Genomic DNA, 22,586 nt, shown 5'->3' with positions numbered 1-22,586 from the left:
AAATAAAGTGATATAGATGTTTAAATAAGAAGGATGAGTGATATAAGTGTCATTAAATAAAGAGCAAAGACAAATCACAGCTAAAGAACTACAAGAGCATTTTGACGAAACAACGTTAAGTTTAAAAAATATAGCAGACGAATTGAATATTTCAATCAATGATGTGTCACATGTATTACAAATGAAAGCGCCAAATAAATTATTCGGAAATCATTTGCAACAATTTATACATTTAGTTTGAGACGTTCGAGATATAATGAATGAAAATATCTGGCATACGGGTAAATCACCAAAAGAATATACGTATTTAAAAGGCGAAAAGGAAGATTATTGGTTTTTACAACAGTAATGAAGGAGAGAATATTAATGAAAAGTATTTTAGTAATTGGTTCTACAGGTAAACAAGGTAATGCCGTAGTTAAGCAACTGTTATCAGACGGATGGCATGTACGTGCGCTAACACGTAATAAGAATAATGAAAAGTTAACGTCAATTGACAGTGACAAACTTGAAATTGTAGAAGGTGACTTAAGCGATCAACAAAGTTTAGAACAAGCAATGCAAGGACAATATGGAGTATACAGTGTTCAACCTATAGTTAAAGATGATATTGCTGAAGAATTAAGACAAGGTAAAATGATTATTCAACTTGCCGAAAAACAAAACATTGAATTCGTGGTTTATAGTACAGCTGGTGGTGTGAATAGAGATAGAAAGGGACCACACTTTGAAGCCTTAGCAGATATTGAAAATACACTAAAAGCGTCATCATTGAATTTTGCAATTATCAAACCTTCATTCTTTATGGATGACTTCCTTAGAATAGCTAAAAAAGAAAATCAACAAATTGTAATACCAGAATTTATTAGTCCAGATGTTAAATTTGCGATGATTTCTTCAATTGATATTGCTAGAATTGCTGCAAATTTATTTAAAGACCCTGCTCAATATAATCATCAAGCGATTGAGATTGCTTCAGATGAGTTAACACTTAATGAAGTTGTTAAAACATTTGCAACTGTCACAGGTATGCCAACTGAAATTAAAGGTGAATTTGTTAGTGGTACAGCAGAAAGAAGTTGGCTAGAAGAAAAAGGTTATGTTGTCGATTTTGATTTAATGAATCAAATTAATCCAGATAAACTATCATTAGCCCAATGGATTGAAGAAGTACAATTTTAGTAATTGATTATGTTAATAAGGAGAAATGGTTATGATTCAGTCGATGTGGTTCAATTTACATGTTAAAGATTTAAAAAGAAGTGAGCAGTTTTACCAATCTTTAGGATTTGAAATTAAACATAACCCTGACATGCTTGATAAAATGGTAGTCATTAAAATTGGATCGACCATTGTCATCTTAATTGAAAATAAACATTTTGAAGCGGTCACTCAGGATAAAGTTCATGCTAATGTTAATGAAACGATTATTTCTCTAGGTGTAAAGACGAATGCAGAAGTTGATCAACTTGTTAAGCAAGTTGAAGCGTCAGGCGGTCGTATTTTAGAACAACCGACAGTTAAACAAGGCTATTATGGTGCTATGTTTACTGATACAGATGGACATAAATTTAATTTTTTAGTTTGTTAAATACAATAAGGCACTCAGTTCTCGTGTTTGGATGCTGAGTGCCTTTTAATTTGGACGTAAGATTAACTTAAATATTTCCATATTCTTTTCTCAAATCATAAACTTTATCTGGTGTAACATCTTGGCCAAGTGGATCAACAACTTTCATAGTAGAAAATGTATGAAGTACTTGTCCTCGTATCATTTTTAAATAATCTTGTCTGAGTGCTTGTTGTTCTTGTTTTTCTGCTACACTCAATGTTTGTACTTTTTCTTTATTTGCTAATTCGTTAATTCTGTCTAAAATTTGCATAAATGAAACCTCCAATCGATATTTACAACAAATATTTTTTAAGCAACACTTGTTGTATAAATATAATATACGCGCACATACACGATATAGCAATATACATGCTCAATTTATATGTTGTCTATGCAACATATTGATCAGTTTGTTGTATAAATTAAAAAATATGACCCTATGCATCATTATTTTATTAATGTACATAGGGGCATCATTTGTTTTAGATAAAAATATTATGTAAAATGGTGGAATCTTTATAAGTGTGCGATGTGATGAATTAAGAATGGAAGATTTTTGTCTATAAAGTTTTCAGCTGTATCACGGCTTGTAGATAGCCAATGATTACACAGACCACTCATGCCTGCCGCTAGAAAACTAGCGCTACTAACCAATATGTCTCTATCAATATCTGAATAACTATTTTCTAACATGATAGAAAAGATATCTTCTAATTCGTTATTAATTCTCTTATGCGCTTGTTCACAAAATACATCTTGGTTCATTTCACAAGATGCTTGTACTTGTTCCATATATTGAGTCATTGTGATGAATATATTTTTTAAGACCACTTCATCTATGATATTTGAAATGTTAAGCGTGTCATTCAAGTCTTTAAGAATAGTGACATCTAAAGAATAATCGAGTATATCGTATTTATCTGTGAAATGTGCATAGAACGTAGCTCTATTAACAGTTGCTTCATCAGTAATATTCTTGACTGTTAATTGGCTTAACTTCTTTTCTTTTGATACTTTTTGAAATGCATCTACAAGTAGTTGTTTTGTTCGTGTGATACGGGGATCGATTTTGTCAGTCAATATGTTTGCACCTACCTAACAAGTGTTGTTTATCTTAATTCAAATTATCTTGCTAAATGTCTTATATGTCAAAAATAGTGTTTATGAACTAATTTAATAGTGATTGTAAATTTAAATTATGGGTAAATATAGTTTTATAGAAAGTGAATTTACTTTCAAACAAAGTTTGTAATCTTTTTAGGGGAGAAACTGTTAAAGAAACAGAACGGGGAGACGGATATGGCAGATAAACTGCAACGTGAATTAAGCAATCGACACATACAATTGATTGCTATCGGTGGTGCGATTGGTACCGGATTGTTTTTAGGTGCAGGTGAATCAATTCATCTGGCAGGGCCATCGATATTGTTGACTTATATTATAGTAGGTTTTGTATTATTTATGTTTATGAGAGCAATGGGGGAAATGTTGTTATCTAACCTTGGCTTCAAATCATTTGCTGATATTGCACATAAACATATAGGACCATTAGCAGGCTTTGTAGTTGGTTGGACTTATTGGTTAACATGGATTATTTCAGGAATGGCAGAAATTACAGCAGTTGCTAAATACATAGAATATTGGTATCCAGCAATGCCTAATTGGTTAACAGCTTTATTTACATTGTTAGTACTAATGACGCTCAATTTATTTAGTGCAAAGTTATTTGGAGAATTAGAATTTTGGTTTGCGATTATAAAGGTATTAACAATATTAGCTTTAATTATTGTGGGTATTATTATGATTGTCTTTGCAATGAAGACACCTTATGGTACTGCTAGCGTATCTCAAATATGGAGCCATGGTGGTATATTCCCGCATGGTGCTTCAGGATTTTTCATGTCCTTCCAAATGGCCATTTTTTCATTTATAGGAATTGAACTAATTGGTATTACAGCAGGAGAAACTAAAAATCCTCATAAAACGATACCTCAAGCGATTAATAATGTACCATATCGCATTTTGATATTTTACATTGGATCACTTGCAGTCATCATGGCAGCAGTGCCTTGGAATCATTTAAATCCTTCAGATAGTCCTTATGTGAAATTGTTTGGTTTAATCGGCATTCCATTTGCAGCAGGTTTAATCAACTTTGTAGTGTTAACTGCTGCGGCATCCGCTTGTAACAGCGGTGTGTTTGCCAATAGTAGAACGATGTTTGGTTTATCTCAACGTAAACAAGCACCGCCTATTCTTGGTAAAACAAATCGCAATGGCGTACCATATTACGCGATATTAGTGACATGTGCATTATTAAGTATTTCTGTGATACTGAATGCCATCTTTAAAGATGCAACGCAAGTGTTTGTATATATTACAACAGTATCAACAGTTTTAAATATAGTGATTTGGTCAATCATCATGATTGCTTATTTAGGATATTTAAAACATAATCCAGAACTTCATAAAGCGAGTCAATATAAAATGCCAGGTGGCAAATGGATGGCATATGCTATTGTACTATTCTTTATATTTATCTTTGTGGTATTACTGATTAATCCGAGTACGAGACTTGCAGTAATCATTGCACCCTTCTGGATGGGAATCTTAGGACTGATGTATTTAAGATATAAAAAAGAATCTAGAAAAGCAGAGATTCCAGATGAATAGATCCATTTGCATCGCCAACAAGAAAGCTTTGTTGGCGGTGCTTTTTAAATAGCAGTCGTGTTAAAAGAAAATTTGTAAAATTAATGACTTTACAAATATATTTATCTGAAAATTCTAATAATGTGATATACTATTCTCCATAGTCTTAATTGGCCCAACTTTACACAACATATGATTGCATCAACGAATTACCAACACACCTTAGATTTCATCATGTGTATAGTTAGTTCAATTAAGGCTATTTATTTATGTTTGATTTATCGTATTTAGATATTGGAGGCGCTAGAAATGACAACATTGAGTAAAATTGGACCGAAAGAATTTATTTTTAGAGTGCTATCTGGTGTAGCAGTTGGTATTGTCGCAGGATTAGTACCCAATGCGATATTAGGGGAGATATTTAAGTATTTAATGCAGTTTCATCCCATTTTTAAAACATTACTAGGTGTTGTTCAAGCAATTCAATTTACGGTGCCGGCACTTGTTGGTGCTTTGATAGCATTGAAATTTAATCTGACACCTTTAGCGATGGCAGTTGTTGCAAGTGCTTCGTATGTTGGTAGTGGTGCTGCACAATTTAAAAATGGCACATGGGTTATAGCTGGAATTGGGGATTTAATTAATACAATGATTACTGCATCTATTGCGGTGTTATTGATTTTATTAATAGAGCATCGTGTAGGGAGTATGGCGTTAATCGTATATCCAACAATTGTAGGTGGTATTTCAGCAACTATAGGTGTGTTGATACTTCCATATGTACATATGATTACTACTGGTATTGGTAATATGATTAATAGTTTTACAGAGTTACAACCTGTTTTAATGAGTATGCTGATTTCGATGGTATTTAGTTTTATTATTATATCGCCACTTTCTACTGTTGCCATAGCGATTGCAATTGGCATTTCAGGTATTGCAGCAGGTTCGGCTTCAATCGGTATAGCAGCTACAGAAGCGGTATTGTTAATTGGTACGAGCCAAGTTAATAGAGCAGGTGTGCCGATTTCTATCTTCTTTGGTGGAGTCAAAATGATGATGCCTAATATGGTACGCTATCCTGTTATCATGTTACCTATATTGATTACAGCTGCAGTTTCAGGAATCGCATCCGGCATTGTCGGTATCGCAGGTACAAAAGAATCTGCAGGATTTGGTTTTATAGGAATGGTTGGACCGATTAATGCATTTAAATTTATGGGTATTGACTCAGCTTGGTTGAGTTTATTATTGATTATCATCGCATTCTTCATTGTGCCTTTCTTCGTTGCATGGATTTTAGATATTCTTCTAAGAAAGGTATTCAAAATATATACGAACGACATTTTTAAATTTTTAGCGTAAAGCTAGATAGAATATAGACGTCTTACTTTGATAAGTGAGGCGTTTATATTTTATTATGCTATACTTTATTAAAATCGCTATCTATAAAGGATGGGTAAAATGAATAAAAAGATAGAACAATTAAAATTAAAAGCAGCAAGTTTAACACGACAAACACATGACTTAGGTATCCCAGTCATGATTGTGTTTGAAGGTGTACCTGCCTCAGGAAAGACGCGTTTATCCAATGAACTATTACTTACGTTTGATGCTAAATACACACAGTTTATATCAACAAAAACACCAGATGTTGAAGACTTAAGATATCAATTTTTACAAAAATATTGGAATACACTGCCTCAAAAAGGAAATATCAATATCTATTTTAGAAGCTGGTATTCTCACTTTTTAGATTATAAACAAAATAATATTAAGCAAGATTATTACAAAAACGATAATAAACTCGTGAATCAAATCAAACATTTTGAAGAGATGCTTCAGAATGATCATTATGAGCTAATTAAATTTTATATTGAAGTTAGTGAAGAAAAACGACAGGAGCATATTCAACAAACGAAAGATAATCCATTAATGAGTTGGAAAGTACAAGAGTATGAACAAATCATACCTAAAGATATCTATTTGAAAGAAATGAGAAAGTTTACGCATTCGGATAAACAATGGGAAGTTATTGACTATACACAACGAGAAGTTGCATTTGAAAAGATGTATAAACATATTATAGAAAGATTAGAACAAGCGATTCAAAAAGCAAATCAATCAAAAGATAATAAAGACGGTGCGTTTACTAAAGATTTTTCAACGACTAAATTTGATGTCACATTGGATGAAGTATCTAAAAAAGAATATAAAGAATTGATAGAACCATTACAAAAACGTATGAGAGAAATTCAATTTGCATTATATGAAAGAAAAATTCCGCTTATCTTAACATTTGAAGGCATGGATGCAGCAGGTAAAGGTGGTAATATCAAACGTATTCGTGAGAAATTAGATCCGACGGGATATGAAGTGAATGGTATAAGTGCGCCTACAGACGTTGAACTGGCGCATCACTATCTTTGGCGCTTTGCGAAAGAAATGCCAAAGAGCGGACATATTGAAATATTTGATCGTAGTTGGTACGGCAGAGTATTAGTAGAAAGAGTAGAAGGATTTGCCAATAAAGATGAGTGGCAACGTGCTTATGAGGAAATTAATCATTTTGAAAAAATGTGGACAGATGAAGGGGCAATATTATTAAAATTCTTCTTATGTTTAGATAAAGACGAGCAACTGAAACGATTTAAAGATAGAGAACAAGATGTAAATAAGCAATGGAAAATCACAGATGAAGATTGGCGCAATCGTGAAAAATGGGATTTATACTTAGAAGCAAGTCACGATATGATAGAGAAAACAGATACAATACATGCGCCTTGGCTTATAGTTCCAGCTGATCATAAAAAGACGGCAAGGATTGAAGTTTTAAAATATATTATTAGACAGTGTGAAAACGTATTATGGGGTGTTAAAGATTATTAACTTCATGATCACATTTTAAATAGTGAAAATATTAGGTGGATATATCAAATTAATGTCAAAAATTTGAATATATCCATCTTTTTTTGGGAAGTTAGATCTTTTTAAAATTTTTAGAACTATTACAATTATGTAACTACATTGCAATCTGTAATATTACGAATAATGTAAAAGTTGAGAAAAACTTAAAGAAATCTCATGTAATATAAGGCTTTATGATGAAAAATTAAACTAAATTACGTAAAAACTTATATTACAAGGACTTCAGTAATATTTCAAAGTTACAAAACTTGATTTTGTTTGTAATGTTTTGTAAGGAACGTGTAATATACAAAGCGATTTTTTATGGTATAGTGTATACCGTCGAAAGTTAAACAAAAACATTTTCAATATTGCACAACGAAATTAAATACATTAAAACATATAAAAAAACAAAAACTTTTTGGAGGATTTTTCAATTATGAAGAAGACATTTATCGCATCAACTTTAGCATTAACATTAGGCGCAGCAGGTTACGCAGTATCAGGACACGAAGCACACGCTTCAGAAACTACTAACGTAGATCAAGCACACTTAGTAGACTTAGCTCATAACCACCCAGAACAATTAAACGCTGCACCAGTTCAAGAAGGCGCTTATGACATTCACTTTGTAAGTGGTGGATTCGAATATAACTTCACTTCAGATGGTACTAACTTCTCTTGGAACTACCAAGAAGCTGGTTCTACTTCAGCTCAAACATCAAACACTGCTGTTCAATCAGCTGACTACACAACTTCTTACAATCAAGAAGCTGGTACTCAATCAGTAAGCTCTAACCAACAATCAAGCAACACTAATGTAGAAGCTGTTTCAGCTCCAACTACATCAAACAATGGTTCAAGCCACAACTATAGCACTAAAACAACTTCATACTCAGCTCCATCAACTTCAAGTGCTTCAACTGGTGGTTCAACTAAAGCGCAATTCTTAGCTAATGGTGGTACTGAAGAAGCATGGAACGCTATCGTTATGCCAGAATCAGGCGGTAACCCTAACGCAGTAAACCCAGCTGGTTACAGAGGTTTAGGACAAACTATGGAATCATGGGGAACTGGTTCAGTAGCTAGCCAAACTAAAGGTATGATTAACTATGCTAATAGCCGTTACGGTTCATTAAGCAATGCAATTGCTTTCCGTCAAAGCCACGGTTGGTGGTAGGATTTAATTTATAACTGGAAAGCCCTTCGAGTTATAAATGATTGAGAGGATGACTATGTCATCCTCTTTTTTTATGCGTAAAAATGAAAGATTAGAATATTTTTATATTTAGTGTAAGGTGTTTGATTACCATTAAATACGGGAATTTAAGAAAAACTATATATGGCACAGCATTCCGTTTTTTTATCAATTGAATTGATGACGAAACATTGAATTTGATAGATATAGATATAGGCTAAATATGAAAGAAATTTCTATATATTCATTCCATAAATATCATTTTCTACGACTAGAAATGATAGTAACGTATAAAAGGTTAAGTGTAACAGGAGGTCAATCAATGACAACGGTTAATGAGAGTTATAAATATTGTCATCAAATAATGAAAAAATATTCTAAAAGTTTTTCTTATGCGTTTGACTTATTACCAGAAAGTGAGAGGCGTGCTGTCTGGGCAGTATACGCGGTTTGTAGAATTATAGATGATAGTATTGATGAAGAACAAAATCCTCAAAAATTACAAGCTATTAAAGAAGATATTCAACTGATTCAGTCACAACAAGTTGATTCACCGGATCAATTCAAGAGTAATCAACGTATTATGTTAGCTTTTTACGATACATCTCAAAATTACAAAATGGAGTATCAATCTTTCTATAATTTAATAGAATCTGTATTTGAAGATGAACATTTTGAAATGTTCGTTAAAGACGAGGAATTAATGAGATATTGCTATGGTGTAGCTGGGACAGTTGGAGAGGTACTATCACCTATTCTGACTGAACAACCGAGTGATGAAACATATGAAGTAGCACGTGAATTAGGAGAGGCATTGCAATTAACTAATATCTTACGAGATGTAGGGGAAGATTTTGAAAAGGGTCGTATTTATTTTAGTCAAGAGATGTTAAATCAATATGATGTAAATATTGAAGACGTTTATCAACATCAGCCAACTGATAATTATATTAATTTATGGGAACATTATGCTCAAATTGCAGAAAAGGATTATCAATTTGCATTAGATCATTTACATGTTTTTAAGCCTGAAGCTAGATCAATTATCGAATTAGCGGCACGTATATACAAAGGTATTATAGATGAAGTTCGTGAATATGGTTATCCATTACATCGAAGAGTATATGTCTCAAGGTTGGATAAGTTACACATCTACAGACAAGTTAAAGATAAATATAATAAATAGGTGGAATGTCAATTGAATATTGCTGTAATAGGTGCGGGTGTAACGGGCTTAGCTTCTGCAGCTAGGCTTGCTGCACACGGTCATCAAGTAACATTATATGAAAAGAACGACCAAATTGGTGGACGTATGAACCAATTTAAGAAAGACGGTTTTACCTTTGATATGGGACCTACAATAGTCATGGTGCCTGAAGTTTATAAAGCTGTGTTTGAAGCGTGTGGTGAACGTTTTGAAGATTACATAGATATGGAACAATTACCTTATATTTATGATGTCTATTTTGATAAAGAAGATAAAGTGAGAGTACCTACCGATTTAGCTGAGTTACATGACACTTTAGAACAAATTGAACCTGGTACTACGCATGGATTTATGAAATTTTTAGCAGATGTATATGGAAGGTATGAAATTGCTAGAAAATATTTTTTAGAACGAACATATAGGAAACCGTCTGATTTTTATAATTTAACATCACTGATTCAAGGATATAAATTAAAAACATTAAATCATGCGGATAACTTGATTGAGCAATATGTCAAAAATGAAAAAGTTCAAAAATTGTTAGCATTTCAAATGCTATATATTGGTATAGATCCTAAACAAGGTCCTTCACTATATTCGATTATTCCTATGATTGAAATGATGTTTGGTGTTCATTTTATTAAAGGTGGTATGTATGGCATGGTGAAAGGTTTAGAACAACTAAACCTTAAGCTAGGTGTGGATATACAATGTAATGCTAATATAGAAGAAATTATTATTGATCCTAAGTATAAGCAAGCAGACGGCGTAAGAGTGAATGGCCTAGTTAAACGATTTGATAAGGTACTTTGTACGGCAGACTTTCCATATGCTGCGCAACAATTAATGCCACAACATGCACCCGTTAAAAAATATCCTCCTCAAAAAATAGACCAATTAGATTATTCATGTTCAGCTTTTATGATGTATATAGGCATTGATAAAGATATTACAGAAGATGTATTGTTGCATAATGTCATATTTTCAAATCATTTCAGACAAAATATAGATGAAATATTTAATGGGGATATTTCCGAAGATCCATCTCTGTATTTATATGTACCTAAAGTAGGAGATGCCACGTTAGCGCCTGAGGGACAGACAGGATTATATGTTTTAATGCCAACACCAGAGCTTAAAACAGGCCCTCTAGAATGGGAAAATCCACAGTTTATAAAAAGTGTTAAAGAACATATTTATCGTAAATTAGCTACTATAACTGCACTTGAACATGTTCAAGATCATGTTATTTCCGAAACGATTTTTACACCTAAAGATTTTGAACAACAGTATAATGCTAAATTTGGAACAGCGTTTGGTTTAATGCCCACGCTAGCACAAAGTAATTATTATAGACCTCCGAACGTATCTAGAGATTATAAAGATTTATACTTTGCTGGTGCGAGTACACATCCAGGTGCCGGTGTACCTATTGTTTTAACAAGTGCCAAAATCACCGTTGATGAAATCATTAAAGATATTAACAATCATATATAATTTATTAGCGTAGAGAGTGGGATAGAAATCATATGACATTCATATCATTTCGACTTCCCGCTCTCTATTTATATTAGAAAAGAAATTTACTAGTAATAAAAAATCAGAATATTGCTAATATTGACAATGTTAATCTGCTTGATAGAATGATAATATCTAAACATAGCGTAGAAAATAGGAGATGAAGGAGGCATGAGACGTGAAAATGTCTGAGAGATTGGCGGCAATTCCTGAAAGTTATTTTGGCAAAACCATGGGACGAAAAATCGAATATGGGCCTCTTCCATTAATTAATATGGCTGTTGGTATTCCGGATGGTGAAACACCACAGGGTATCATTAATCATTTTGCTAAAAGATTGAACGTACCTGAGAACCAAAAATATGGTGCCTTTCATGGTAAAGCATCATTTAAGCAAGCCATCATTGATTTTTACCAAAGACATTATGATGTTGAATTAGATGCGGAAGAGGAAGTTTGTATTCTATATGGTACGAAAAATGGACTTGTTGCACTGCCAACTTGTCTCGTTAATCCTGGGGAAAACGTATTATTACCAGATCCAGGGTATACAGATTATTTAGCGGGTGTCATGCTTGCAGATGCGCAACCTGTCCCATTAAATTTAGAACCACCGCATTATCTGCCAGATTGGGATAAAATAGATAAAAATATATTAAATAATACAAAGCTCATCTATTTAACATATCCAAATAATCCAACAGGCTCTACTGCTACTAAATCAGTGTTTGATGAAGCAATTCAAAGATTTAAAGATACCAATACTAAAATTATTCATGATTTTGCTTATAGTGCATTCGGTTTTGATGCTAAAAATCCAAGTATTTTATCTTGTGAAAATGGCAAAGATGTAGCAGTCGAAATTTTCTCCTTATCAAAGGGATATAATATGTCAGGATTTAGAGTAGGCTTTGCAGTAGGAAACCGTGACATGATTCAGGCCTTGAAAAAGTACCAAACACATACGAATGCAGGTATGTTTGGTGCCTTACAAGACGCAGCAACCTATGCGTTAAATCATTATGACGAATTTTTAGAACAACAAAATGACATATTCAAACGAAGAAGAGATATGTTTGAACATAAATTAAGCGAAGCAGGATTGCCATTTGTACACTCAAAAGGTGGTATTTATTGTTGGTTAAAGACGCCACCTGGATATGAGAGTGAATCATTTGAACAGTTCTTATTAAAAGAATATTCCATTTTAGTGGCACCTGGTACCCCGTTCGGTGAAAATGGTAGAAACTATGTAAGGCTATCTTTAGCACTATCGGAAGAACAACTTGAAACAGCAGCAGAACGATTAGCAACTTTAGCAAATTTATATGAAAAATAGTGCATAGGGGATGACGTTATTATGACAAAAATTAAAATAATGAGTGTGCGTGACGAGGATATTGTATATATTGAATCATGGGCAAAGGAAAATAACGTGGAATATGAGTTAACTCAGTCACCGTTAACAGAAGATAATGTCGATGATGTTCAAGGATTTGATGGCTTATCGTTATCACAACAACTACCCATTTCAGAAGCGGTGTTTGCTAAATTAAAATCATTCGGTATCAAACAAATAGCACAAAGAAGTGCGGGATTTGATACCTACGACTTAGAGTTAGCATCAAAATATGACATTATCGTCTCTAATGTACCTTCGTATTCACCAAGTTCAATTGCAGAATTCGCAGTGACACAAGCTATTAATGTTGTCAGACATTTTAATGCTATTCAAACTAAAATGAAATCACACGATTTTAGATGGGAGCCGTCAATATTATCACAATCAATCAGTGATTTGAAAGTAGCAGTTATAGGTACCGGAAGAATTGGAAGTATTGTAGCTAAAATTTTTGCTAATGGTTATGGTTCTGAGGTAGTAGCATATGATCCTTTTCCTAATGAGCATATTAAAGATATAGTCTCATACCAAACCACTTTTCAAGAAGCCATTGAAGGGGCAGATATTGTTACTTTACATGTACCGGCTACTAAATATAATCATCACTTATTTGACCGATATACATTTAATCATTTTAAAAAAGGTTCAGTGTTTGTCAATTGTGCACGAGGATCTTTAGTTGATACACATGCGTTACTATCATGTTTAGATAGTGGGCAAATTAAAGGTGCTGCTCTAGACACGTATGAATTTGAACGTGGTTTATTCCCTAGTGATCAACGAGATAAAAATATGGATGATACATTACTTCAACAATTAATTGATAGAGAAGATATCATCATAACACCACATATTGCGTTTTATACAGAAGCAGCAGTGAAAAACTTAATCGTTGATGCGTTAGATGCAACGATGGAAGTTATTCAAACAGGCACCACTCATTTGCGGGTAAATTAAAAAAACGGGAGCGATACCAATTAAGGTCGCTCCCGTTTTAATCTTTATTTAACATCGTAGCCTTGATCTTCAATAGCATCTTTCATGTCAGAAAGTTGAACTTTTTCTTCATTATAATCAACACGTACTTGTCCTTTTTCTAAATCAACTTCTGCAGCTGAAACACCATTCATTTTAGCTAAAGCAGATTCAACAGCATTTTTACAATGATCACAACTCATACCTTCTACATTAATAATTTCTTGTCCCATTTTAATTCACCTCATTTTATTTAATGACTTATCTTCATTTTATAACTAAGTTGTATGACTTAAAAGTAATTGACATAACTTAATTGGGTTGTCTTATTTAATGATTCGTTTCAATCTTAATGCATTGGTTACAACGCTAACAGAACTTAATGCCATCGCAGCTCCTGCAATCCATGGTGCAAGTAAACCTAAAGCAGCAATAGGGATACCTGCGATGTTATATCCAAATGCCCAAATGAGATTTTGACGGATGTTGCGCATTGTTAGTTGGCTAATATTTAATGTTTGAGGTAGTAATGATAAATCACCACCTAATATTGTAATATCGGCTGCTTCAATCGCAACTTCGGTACCTGTACCCATGGCAATACCGATATCTGCAGTAACCAGAGCAGGTGCATCGTTAACACCATCACCAACCATAGCTACTTGTCGACCTTCATTTTGTAGACGTGTGATGTTGTCAGACTTTTCGTCTGGAAGAACATTGGCAATGACATGATCAATACCGACTTGTTGTGCTATTGCTCGGGCGGTATTGTTATTGTCACCAGTCAACATCACGACATCTATATTCAGTTTGTGTAGTTTTTGTATTGATTCTATAGCATTGTCTTTAATAGTGTCTGCTACCGCAATCATACCTTGATATATACCATCAATGGCAATCAGCATGACAGTTTTACCATTGCGTTCCCAGTGGGTCATTTTTTCGTCTATATGGGAATTCAAATTGATGTGATGTTTTGTCATTAATTGACGATTACCAACTAAAATTGTTGAATGGTCAATCGTTGCGGAAATACCGTGGCCTGGCATAGCGTTAAATTCATCAGTATCCACTAATTCAAGATTTTTTCCTTCAGCATAGTCTACAATGGCTTTAGCCAATGGATGTTCAGAAGCATACTCTGCACTAGCAAGTAATTGTAGCGTATGTGTGTCACCATCAAAATCAGTAACTACAGGCTTACCATAAGTAATGGTACCCGTTTTATCTAGTACGATGGTATCAATGTGTTGCGCTTGTTCAACGTACTGACCACCCTTAAATAAAATGCCTTTTTCAGCAGCGCGTCCTGTTCCCACCATGATAGATGTAGGTGTAGCTAAGCCTAATGAACATGGACAAGCGATAACAAGGACTGAAATAGCTGCCATAAGTGCAGGTTCAAATTGTCCGGTATGGACCACAGTGATCCATATGATAAACGTCAGTAGTGCTATACCGACAACGGTTGGCACAAAATAACCAGATATTTGGTCAGCTAAGCGTTGTATAGGCGCTTTAGAACCTTGGGCTTGTTCGACGACCTTAATGATATTAGCTAGTGCTGTATCATTACCCACTTGTGTTGCTTCCATAATAATTGATCCATTTTGATTAATGGTTGCCCCAATAACTTTGTCATTGATATTTTTATCTACTGGGAGAGATTCGCCAGTTAACATAGATTCGTCTATAGACGTCATCCCTTTTATAATAACACCATCAACTGGGATTTTTTCACCAGGTTTAATAACAATATGGTCACCAACTTGAACATCTTTAATGGGAACCATCTTTTCAATACCATCTTTAACAATGCGCGCTTCCTTAGCTTGTAAACTTAATAATTCACCTAGGGCATTGGTCGTTTGTGTCTTAGCTTTTGCTTCCAAATATTTACCAAATAAAATAAGTGTAATTAATACAGCACTCGTTTCAAAATAAAGGTGTGGCATATGCGTTGAATGATTGAGCCATTTAAACATTTCATAGATACTATAAAAATAAGCTGCACTTGTACCTAAAGCGACTAATACATCCATGTTTGCAGAGCCATTTTTTAGATTTTTATAAGCACCTTTATAAAATTGCCAACCGATGATAAATTGTACTGGTGTAGCCAATGTGAATTGGAACCAGGGATTCATCAACATGGAGGGCAAAGGTAAATGGAATAAATGAACCAACATCGTCATCAGTAGCGGTACTGATAATACGATAGAAAAGATTAATTTATAGAACTGTTTCTTCAATTGTTTATCTTTATTTGAATATTGTTGTTGTCCTTCTTTGACTTCAGCGTCATAACCTAAATTCTGTATTTTAGAAATAAAATCATCACTATTAACGACACCTCGATAATATTTCACAGTTGCTTGTTCTGTAGTCAAGTTAACCGTCGCTTGATCGACACCATCCATTTTATTAAGGACTTTCTCAATACGATTTGAACATGCTGCACATGTCATACCAGAAATAGTTAATTCAACACTGTCTTTAACTACATCGTATCCCAAATATTGGATTTCATTAATATAGTCATTAGTACGATATTGTCCTTTTAAATCTTCAATAGTGGCTTGCTCAGTTGTAACGTTAACCTGAGCTTTAACATTATCCAATTTGTTTAATTTCTTTTCAATTCTATTGGAACACGCAGCGCATGTCATGCCTGTGATATCTAGAGTTGTTCTTTTGTTTTTATCCATGCGAAAGCCTCCGTTTCTATTCATATTTAATATACCCCCTATAGGTATTTAAGTCAATTGTATGAATTACAATTTTGTCAGTAAATAGGTGATATAAAACGCAAAAAAGTACAATTCTAGCATGTGTATGACATGAGAATTGTACTTTAATCATCTATATTAACAGCGGATTCGCTGGTATTGTCATTCAAGCGAGTCGGTGATTAAGTAATGATTTAGAAGAAATCTGATGGGGAGAATTGTTTTAAATCAATATCTTTAACTTGGTTTATATCATAGTTGGAAATATTCTCTAAAAGTTGTCCGCTTTTCATTTGTTGATAGTATTCGTCAGCTTCGGTAATGACATCATGTGTTTGTACTGTTTTGATGACACCTAAGAGGACAAGGACTGCAATAACAGTTTTTAATATCCGTTTCATTATGATCGGCTCCTTTTTGTATTGATACTATATATTATAGGAAATAAAGCGCGCGAATACATGGGGGTATGGTATTGATATCATCTCGTACTTCGGTAGGATGTTTAAAAAGATGCCTAGTGAAAGTGTTTAAATAGTTTTGAAAGAATATTTATAGGGAACTTGAATATTGATTAGGAAAGGAGAAAAGTTATGAATTTATTAGAATTTCATCAACAAATTAAAGGTTATACGCAAAGTAATCAACCAGGTATTGAAGCGGATATGACACCTAAGCCAATAGCTGAGTTAAACACATATCAAGCAGCAGGAAAATTAAAAGATAAAGTAGCGCTAATAACTGGCGGTGATTCAGGCATTGGACGTGCGGTTGCGATACTATTTGCTAAAGAAGGCGCTAATGTAGCCATTGGATACTATAATGAACATCAAGACGCTAAAGATACAGTTCGTCGTTTAGAAGAATTAGGTGTTAAAGCTAAAGCATATGCACATGATTTAAAAGACGAGACACAATCGCAGCAACTTGTGAAAGATGTCGTTGATGACTTTGGTGGTCTTAATATTCTAGTTAATAATGGTGGCGTGCAATTTCCTAGAGATCATTTTGAAGAGATTACACCGGAACAAGTTAAAGAGACATTCCAGACGAATATCTTTGGAATGATATTCTTATCTCAAGCAGCAGTACCTTATTTAAATGACGGAGATTCAATTATTAACACCACAAGTGTGACAGCGTATAGAGGGTCAGGACACTTGATTGATTATTCTGCGACTAAAGGTGCTATTGTGTCATTTACACGTTCATTAGCGACGACTTTAATGGAGAAAAATATTCGTGTGAATGCAGTAGCACCAGGGCCAATCTACACACCATTGATTCCTGCAACATTTGATGAAGAGAAAGTTGAAAATCAAGGTGGCGGTACACCAATGGGGCGTCGTGGTCAACCGGCTGAACTAGCACCATCATATGTATTTTTAGCAACACCTGCAGATAGCTCATATATCACTGGACAAGTGATTCATGTTAATGGTGGAGACTTTATGACCACATAAAAGATAGATAAACAGATTAAATGATAGGATGACGTAATCAATGACAGAAAAAGAAAAAATGTTAGCACATCAATGGTATGATGCGAATTTCGATTCGGAATTAATCAATGATAGAAAAAAAGCTAAAGATTTATGCTTTGACTATAACCATACAAAGCCAAGCCATGAAGACAAAAGAAATGAAATATTAAAGGCATTGTTCCAAACCAATCCCGAAAATATAGACATTGCAATTCCATTCGATACTGATTACGGGTGGAATGTGTCCTTTGGTAAAAATGTATTTCTTAATACGAATTGTTATTTAATGGATGGTGGTGGTATTACATTTGGAGATAATGTGTTTGTGGGTCCCAATTGTGGCTTTTATACAGCGACACATCCATTGAAATATAATGATAGAAATAAAGGGTTAGAATTAGCTGAACCAATTGATGTCGGAAGTAATACGTGGTTTGGTGGTAATGTGGCAGTATTACCTGGTGTTACAATCGGCGAAGGTAGTGTAATCGGAGCAGGAAGTGTTGTAACGAAAGATATCCCTCCCAATAGTTTAGCAGTAGGAAATCCATGTAAAGTCATACGTCAAATTGATAATTAATCATATAGTCGTCCATAAGAGGTATGTATTGTTCAATACGTTTGCTTCTTGTGGACTTATTTTTTATTGAATTTTAGTCGCTAACTTAACTGCTAGAATCAAAAAGTTTTATGGATTGATTCATTTGCATATTAAATTTTTGAAATATTAAGATTTTTAAATGAAAGCGATTGCAAAAGTGTAACAGTACATAGTAGAATGTAAGAAAGGTTAAGATAAAATTGCACTGAAAGTCAGTAACATCAAGAGGCATTTATCTAGACCTCAATATCATAAAACAAAGGGTTTGAAGAACTCACTTTAATATTTCATAGGGGGTACGCAATAATGGTAGTAGATTTTAAGAATGAACCAGGTATTGATTTTACGGTTCAAGAGAATGTAGATAAATTTAAAGAGACGCTCAAAAAGGTTGAAGGAGAACTTGGTCAAGATATTCCATTAGTGATTGATGGTAAAAAAATCAGCAAAAAAGATCAATTTGAATCTATCAATCCAGCCAAAACATCTCAAACCATTGCTAAAGTCTCAAAAGCAACAAAAGAAGATGTAGAGAAAGCATTTCAATCTGCTAACGAAGCATACCAAACATGGAAAAAATGGTCTCATAAAGATCGTGCTGAATTAATGTTACGTGTTGCTGCAATTATTCGTCGTCGTAAAGAAGAGATTTCTGCAGTAATGGTTTACGAAGCGGGGAAACCATGGGATGAAGCAGTAGGCGATGCAGCTGAAGGTATTGATTTTATCGAATACTATGCCCGTTCAATGATGGATTTAGCTGATGGTAAACCGGTATTAGATAGAGAAGGAGAGCATAACAAATACTTCTATAAATCGATTGGTACAGGTGTTACGATTCCACCTTGGAACTTCCCATTCGCAATTATGGCTGGTACAACATTAGCACCAGTAGTAGCAGGGAACACAGTATTATTAAAGCCAGCAGAAGATACACCATTAACTGCATACAAATTAATGGAAATCTTAGAAGAAGCAGGCTTACCTAAAGGGGTAGTTAACTTTGTACCGGGCGATCCAAAAGAAATTGGTGACTACTTAGTTGATCATAAAGATACGCATTTTGTTACATTTACTGGATCAAGAGCGACAGGTACACGTATCTATGAAAGAAGTGCAGTAGTTCAAGAAGGACAAACATTCTTAAAACGTGTCATTGCTGAAATGGGTGGTAAAGATGCGATTGTTGTCGATGAAAATATAGATACAGATTTAGCAGCAGAAGCCATTGTTACATCAGCATTTGGTTTCTCAGGACAAAAATGTTCAGCTTGTTCTAGAGCCATTGTTCATAAAGATGTTTATGATGAAGTTTTAGAAAAAGCAATTAAATTAACGAAAGCATTATCACTAGGTGATACGACTGGCAACACGTTCATGGGTCCAGTGATTAACCAAAAACAATTTGATAAAATTAAAAATTACATTGAAATTGGTAAAGAAGAAGGTAAATTAGAACAAGGTGGCGGCACGGATGATTCTACTGGCTACTTCATTGAACCTACTATTTTCTCTGGGTTAAAATCTTCAGATCGTATCATGCAAGAAGAAATCTTCGGACCAGTAGTTGGATTTGTTAAAGTTAAAGACTTTGATGAAGCTATTGATGTTGCTAATGATACTGAATATGGTCTAACAGGTGCAGTGATTACAAATAATCGGGAACATTGGATTAAAGCCGTTAATGAATACGATGTTGGTAACTTATATTTAAATCGTGGTTGTACAGCTGCAGTTGTTGGTTATCACCCATTTGGTGGATTCAAAATGTCAGGTACGGATGCCAAAACAGGTAGTCCAGATTACTTATTAAACTTCTTAGAACAAAAAGTCGTATCTGAAATGTTCTAAATCACATAGTAATTAAAAGCTATAAAAACGTTGTTTAAGTTGCATTATGACTTAAACAACGTTTTTGTGTTTCATAAGAATAGAGTAAAAAAATAAGTTGTCATAAATTGTTAATAATATCGGGGTAAATGATATTGAATATCAATGGATAAAAGTATACGCTTACTTTAATTAATAATGATTATCAATATTATTTGCGGAGTGTGAGGGAAATGACAAATATAAAATCAGCATTAAAAAATAAAAAATATAGAATTAAACAAATTGATATCGATAATAAAGACATGATTTATAGATTGAATGCATTTGGTATTCGAGTAGGATCTGACATTAAAGTGAAACAGCGTTGCATGTTTAATGGGCCATGTGTAATTGAGATTAGCGGCCAACAAGTGAGCATTAGGCACTGCGATGCTTGTCAAATAGCTTTGGAGGAATAATTTATGAGTCAAAGCTATTGTATTTTAGGTAATCCCAATGTCGGCAAAACATCTCTCTTTAATAATTTAACAGGATCTTATGAATATGTAGGTAACTGGAGCGGTGTCACTGTTGAAAAGAAAGTTGGACAATTAAAGCAAGAATTAGGAACTCTCGTTGATCTACCTGGGACATATGATTTATCTCCAATTTCTAAAGATGAAACAGTTGTGACAAAGTATTTATTACAACATGATTATACAGGAATGATTAACATTATAGATGCGAGCCAACTTAAGAGAAACTTGCAGCTAACCATTCAATTATTAGAACTGAATGTGCCAATGATGATTGGTTTAAATATGATCGATGTATCTGCTAAACGAGGTATTATGATTGATCATGACAAACTAATGCGTCGCCTAAGAGTGCCGGTATTACCCGTGATTGCACGTAATGGTAAGGGCACAGCGCATATGCTTGAAGAGTTACAATATTTAGATCAAGCTCATGTGCCACACTTCAAATTGAACTATGGAACAGAAGTAGAAAAAGCTATCAAAGCGATTTGTACGTGTTTAAAACACAGTACTCATTATACGTCGCAGCAAATGCGTTTTATCGCGATTCAATATTTGTTAGACAATGCACAAATTTGTCAAACGTTAAATCAGACATTGATTCAACAATTAGAACCTATTAAATCAGAACTTTCACAACAACTCACTTTATCCATCCGTGATGATATAGAACAAAAACGTAATCATTATATAGAACAAATATTAACAGACGTCGTGACATATCCAGATGAAGAAAAGCAATTCTTTTCATCAAAATTAGATAAAATATTAATCAACAAATATATCGGAATGCCTATTTTTCTGGGGATTATGTGGTTGATATTTCAAATTACTTTTACTTGGATTGGAACGCCATTATCTGATCAATTAGATGGTTTTATTGGAGGCACCTTAACTGATTGGGTTAAATCAGGCATGCATCAAATTGGTGTTGTACCATTTTTACAAGATTTAATTACAGATGGAATCATTGCAGGTGTGGGGTCAGTACTTGTCTTTGTACCACAAATTATCGTATTATTCTTCTTTATTTCACTGCTTGAAGATTCAGGGTATATGGCTAGAATCGCTGTGTTAATGGATAAGTTAATGGAACATTTTGGATTAAGTGGTAAAGCGTTTATACCGATGATCATTGGGTTTGGATGTAATGTGCCTAGTATTATGGCTGCACGTAGCATTGAGAATGAGAAAGAAAGACTATCGACAATATTAATTGCACCATTTATGTCGTGTTCAGCAAGATTACCCGTCTATGCTTTGTTTGTAGGTGTCTTCTTTAAAGAACACCAATCTTTAGTGGTGCTCAGTCTATATGTCTTGGGCATTGTCATTGCACTCATTGCAAGTACTATTTTAACTAAGACTGTGCTTAAAAATAAGCATTCGTTATTTATCATAGAGTTACCTACGTATCGAATTCCATCAATCAAAACATTATGGAGAAGTACATGGGAAAAAGCAAAAGGCTTTGTTAAAAAAGCAGGTACCTTTATATTTGGCGGATCGGTCGTAATTTGGCTTCTAAGTTATGCAGGACCGGGTGGGTTTAATGTGAGTATCGACCAAAGTTTCTTGCACATCGTTGGCTCAATTGTAGCAACTGTACTGCATCCATTAGGATTTGGTACTTGGCAAGCAGGTGCAACTCTCGTTCCAGGATTTTTAGCTAAAGAAGTCATTGTTAGTTCAATGGCAATCATTTATTCATCAAGTGAAGGTGGTCTTGTACATGTTTTACAACAACAATTCACACCTTTATCAGCATATGCATTTATGATTTTTATATTATTATATATTCCATGCCTATCAACAGTAGCAACGATTCGTAAAGAAACATATTCAATCAAATGGACTTTATTTTCAATGATTTACCCATTAGCAACAGCTTATATTTTAGCACTAGCATTTTATCAAATTGCTAGATTAATCGTTTAAGGAAGTGGC

20 protein-coding genes and 1 pseudogene are annotated in these 22,586 nt (G+C 34.0%); 16 read left to right on the top strand and 5 right to left on the bottom strand.

Going from position 1 to position 22,586, the window contains the following annotated elements; genetic code table 11:
* Positions 1–46 precede the first annotated feature (46 nt).
* From ACJQQZ_RS08400 to ACJQQZ_RS08390, 3 genes and pseudogenes are all read left to right on the top strand, one after another.
* Positions 47–349: pseudogene (locus ACJQQZ_RS08400) on the top strand (DUF2316 family protein).
* A gap of 17 nt (positions 350–366) precedes the next feature.
* Positions 367–1,182, top strand: coding sequence for an NmrA/HSCARG family protein (locus ACJQQZ_RS08395; protein WP_408023114.1), 816 nt, complete (start codon positions 367–369; stop codon positions 1,180–1,182).
* 31 nt (positions 1,183–1,213) lie between these two features.
* Complete coding sequence (locus tag ACJQQZ_RS08390; protein ID WP_145505679.1) at positions 1,214–1,591, top strand: VOC family protein; 378 nt, start codon at positions 1,214–1,216, stop codon at positions 1,589–1,591.
* 67 nt (positions 1,592–1,658) lie between these two features.
* Here the strand turns inward: ACJQQZ_RS08390 and ACJQQZ_RS08385 are convergent, their stop codons facing one another.
* The gene (locus ACJQQZ_RS08385) at positions 1,659–1,883 is read right to left on the bottom strand and encodes a DUF896 domain-containing protein (protein WP_002450158.1); all 225 of its coding nucleotides are present in this window, start codon (positions 1,881–1,883) and stop codon (positions 1,659–1,661) included.
* A 245-nt stretch (positions 1,884–2,128) separates the two neighbouring features.
* The gene (locus ACJQQZ_RS08380; RefSeq protein ID WP_002450157.1) at positions 2,129–2,692 is read right to left on the bottom strand and encodes a TetR/AcrR family transcriptional regulator; all 564 of its coding nucleotides are present in this window, start codon (positions 2,690–2,692) and stop codon (positions 2,129–2,131) included.
* Between the two features lie 219 nt (positions 2,693–2,911).
* Here ACJQQZ_RS08380 and ACJQQZ_RS08375 point away from each other — a divergent pair, with 219 nt between their 5' ends.
* The 8 genes from ACJQQZ_RS08375 to ACJQQZ_RS08340 all read left to right on the top strand — a co-directional run bounded on the left by ACJQQZ_RS08375 (position 2,912) and on the right by ACJQQZ_RS08340 (position 13,453).
* Positions 2,912–4,285 carry an amino acid permease gene (locus tag ACJQQZ_RS08375; protein ID WP_145505677.1) on the top strand — a complete coding sequence of 458 codons (1,374 nt, stop codon included), beginning with the start codon at positions 2,912–2,914 and terminating at the stop codon, positions 4,283–4,285.
* A gap of 288 nt (positions 4,286–4,573) precedes the next feature.
* Positions 4,574–5,629, top strand: a complete 1,056-nt coding sequence (locus tag ACJQQZ_RS08370) for a PTS sugar transporter subunit IIC (protein ID WP_124228152.1) — start codon at positions 4,574–4,576, stop codon at positions 5,627–5,629.
* Between the two features lie 99 nt (positions 5,630–5,728).
* Positions 5,729–7,153 (top strand): polyphosphate--AMP phosphotransferase, encoded by a 1,425-nt coding sequence (locus ACJQQZ_RS08365; RefSeq protein WP_002450153.1) that lies wholly within the window; start codon positions 5,729–5,731, stop codon positions 7,151–7,153.
* A gap of 457 nt (positions 7,154–7,610) precedes the next feature.
* Positions 7,611–8,351 carry an aggregation-promoting factor C-terminal-like domain-containing protein gene (locus tag ACJQQZ_RS08360; protein WP_002450152.1) on the top strand — a complete coding sequence of 247 codons (741 nt, stop codon included), beginning with the start codon at positions 7,611–7,613 and terminating at the stop codon, positions 8,349–8,351.
* Between the two features lie 340 nt (positions 8,352–8,691).
* Positions 8,692–9,555 (top strand): phytoene/squalene synthase family protein, encoded by an 864-nt coding sequence (locus tag ACJQQZ_RS08355; RefSeq protein ID WP_002450151.1) that lies wholly within the window; start codon positions 8,692–8,694, stop codon positions 9,553–9,555.
* A 12-nt stretch (positions 9,556–9,567) separates the two neighbouring features.
* Positions 9,568–11,073, top strand: a complete 1,506-nt coding sequence (locus tag ACJQQZ_RS08350) for a phytoene desaturase family protein (protein WP_124228153.1) — start codon at positions 9,568–9,570, stop codon at positions 11,071–11,073.
* A 205-nt stretch (positions 11,074–11,278) separates the two neighbouring features.
* Positions 11,279–12,433, top strand: a complete 1,155-nt coding sequence (locus ACJQQZ_RS08345) for an aminotransferase class I/II-fold pyridoxal phosphate-dependent enzyme (protein ID WP_408023118.1) — start codon at positions 11,279–11,281, stop codon at positions 12,431–12,433.
* Between the two features lie 21 nt (positions 12,434–12,454).
* Positions 12,455–13,453 (top strand): D-lactate dehydrogenase, encoded by a 999-nt coding sequence (locus tag ACJQQZ_RS08340; RefSeq protein ID WP_002450148.1) that lies wholly within the window; start codon positions 12,455–12,457, stop codon positions 13,451–13,453.
* A 44-nt stretch (positions 13,454–13,497) separates the two neighbouring features.
* Here the strand turns inward: ACJQQZ_RS08340 and copZ are convergent, their stop codons facing one another.
* From copZ to ACJQQZ_RS08325, 3 genes are all read right to left on the bottom strand, one after another.
* The gene (gene copZ, locus ACJQQZ_RS08335; protein ID WP_049424001.1) at positions 13,498–13,704 is read right to left on the bottom strand and encodes a copper chaperone CopZ; all 207 of its coding nucleotides are present in this window, start codon (positions 13,702–13,704) and stop codon (positions 13,498–13,500) included.
* 93 nt (positions 13,705–13,797) lie between these two features.
* Positions 13,798–16,182, bottom strand: coding sequence for a heavy metal translocating P-type ATPase (locus ACJQQZ_RS08330; protein WP_145505674.1), 2,385 nt, complete (start codon positions 16,180–16,182; stop codon positions 13,798–13,800).
* A gap of 215 nt (positions 16,183–16,397) precedes the next feature.
* Positions 16,398–16,604 (bottom strand): hypothetical protein, encoded by a 207-nt coding sequence (locus tag ACJQQZ_RS08325; RefSeq protein WP_002450145.1) that lies wholly within the window; start codon positions 16,602–16,604, stop codon positions 16,398–16,400.
* A 192-nt stretch (positions 16,605–16,796) separates the two neighbouring features.
* Between ACJQQZ_RS08325 and ACJQQZ_RS08320 the strand changes: the two genes are divergently transcribed.
* The 5 genes from ACJQQZ_RS08320 (at position 16,797) to feoB (ending at position 22,577) form a co-directional block, all read left to right on the top strand.
* Positions 16,797–17,666, top strand: coding sequence for an SDR family oxidoreductase (locus ACJQQZ_RS08320; protein ID WP_002450144.1), 870 nt, complete (start codon positions 16,797–16,799; stop codon positions 17,664–17,666).
* A 40-nt stretch (positions 17,667–17,706) separates the two neighbouring features.
* Positions 17,707–18,267, top strand: coding sequence for a sugar O-acetyltransferase (locus tag ACJQQZ_RS08315; RefSeq protein ID WP_002450143.1), 561 nt, complete (start codon positions 17,707–17,709; stop codon positions 18,265–18,267).
* A gap of 327 nt (positions 18,268–18,594) precedes the next feature.
* On the top strand, positions 18,595–20,139 hold the full coding sequence (gene pruA, locus ACJQQZ_RS08310; protein WP_107532300.1) for an L-glutamate gamma-semialdehyde dehydrogenase: 1,545 nt from the start codon (positions 18,595–18,597) through the stop codon (positions 20,137–20,139).
* Positions 20,140–20,351: 212 nt separating this feature from the next.
* Positions 20,352–20,579, top strand: coding sequence for a FeoA family protein (locus ACJQQZ_RS08305; protein ID WP_002450141.1), 228 nt, complete (start codon positions 20,352–20,354; stop codon positions 20,577–20,579).
* A 3-nt stretch (positions 20,580–20,582) separates the two neighbouring features.
* Complete coding sequence (gene feoB / locus ACJQQZ_RS08300; protein ID WP_124228155.1) at positions 20,583–22,577, top strand: ferrous iron transport protein B; 1,995 nt, start codon at positions 20,583–20,585, stop codon at positions 22,575–22,577.
* Positions 22,578–22,586: the final 9 nt, after the last annotated feature.

This window comes from Staphylococcus sp. KUGN1, assembly GCF_045984185.1.
In the GTDB taxonomy this organism is placed as follows: domain Bacteria; phylum Bacillota; class Bacilli; order Staphylococcales; family Staphylococcaceae; genus Staphylococcus; species Staphylococcus warneri_A.
Note: the sequence above shows the minus strand (reverse complement) of the source record. Positions and strands in the feature narration are given on the sequence as shown.

Coding starts and splice junctions, on each gene's coding strand:
- ACJQQZ_RS08370 (WP_124228152.1), top strand. CDS start 4,574: ATGACAACATTGAGTAAAATTGGACCGAAAGAATTTATTTTTAGAGTG.
- ACJQQZ_RS08360 (WP_002450152.1), top strand. CDS start 7,611: ATGAAGAAGACATTTATCGCATCAACTTTAGCATTAACATTAGGCGCA.
- ACJQQZ_RS08355 (WP_002450151.1), top strand. CDS start 8,692: ATGACAACGGTTAATGAGAGTTATAAATATTGTCATCAAATAATGAAA.
- ACJQQZ_RS08395 (WP_408023114.1), top strand. CDS start 367: ATGAAAAGTATTTTAGTAATTGGTTCTACAGGTAAACAAGGTAATGCC.
- ACJQQZ_RS08305 (WP_002450141.1), top strand. CDS start 20,352: ATGACAAATATAAAATCAGCATTAAAAAATAAAAAATATAGAATTAAA.
- ACJQQZ_RS08325 (WP_002450145.1), bottom strand. CDS start 16,604: ATGAAACGGATATTAAAAACTGTTATTGCAGTCCTTGTCCTCTTAGGT.
- ACJQQZ_RS08345 (WP_408023118.1), top strand. CDS start 11,279: ATGTCTGAGAGATTGGCGGCAATTCCTGAAAGTTATTTTGGCAAAACC.
- ACJQQZ_RS08340 (WP_002450148.1), top strand. CDS start 12,455: ATGACAAAAATTAAAATAATGAGTGTGCGTGACGAGGATATTGTATAT.
- ACJQQZ_RS08315 (WP_002450143.1), top strand. CDS start 17,707: ATGACAGAAAAAGAAAAAATGTTAGCACATCAATGGTATGATGCGAAT.
- ACJQQZ_RS08385 (WP_002450158.1), bottom strand. CDS start 1,883: ATGCAAATTTTAGACAGAATTAACGAATTAGCAAATAAAGAAAAAGTA.
- ACJQQZ_RS08365 (WP_002450153.1), top strand. CDS start 5,729: ATGAATAAAAAGATAGAACAATTAAAATTAAAAGCAGCAAGTTTAACA.
- feoB (WP_124228155.1), top strand. CDS start 20,583: ATGAGTCAAAGCTATTGTATTTTAGGTAATCCCAATGTCGGCAAAACA.
- ACJQQZ_RS08390 (WP_145505679.1), top strand. CDS start 1,214: ATGATTCAGTCGATGTGGTTCAATTTACATGTTAAAGATTTAAAAAGA.
- pruA (WP_107532300.1), top strand. CDS start 18,595: ATGGTAGTAGATTTTAAGAATGAACCAGGTATTGATTTTACGGTTCAA.
- copZ (WP_049424001.1), bottom strand. CDS start 13,704: ATGGGACAAGAAATTATTAATGTAGAAGGTATGAGTTGTGATCATTGT.
- ACJQQZ_RS08375 (WP_145505677.1), top strand. CDS start 2,912: ATGGCAGATAAACTGCAACGTGAATTAAGCAATCGACACATACAATTG.
- ACJQQZ_RS08330 (WP_145505674.1), bottom strand. CDS start 16,182: ATGGATAAAAACAAAAGAACAACTCTAGATATCACAGGCATGACATGC.
- ACJQQZ_RS08320 (WP_002450144.1), top strand. CDS start 16,797: ATGAATTTATTAGAATTTCATCAACAAATTAAAGGTTATACGCAAAGT.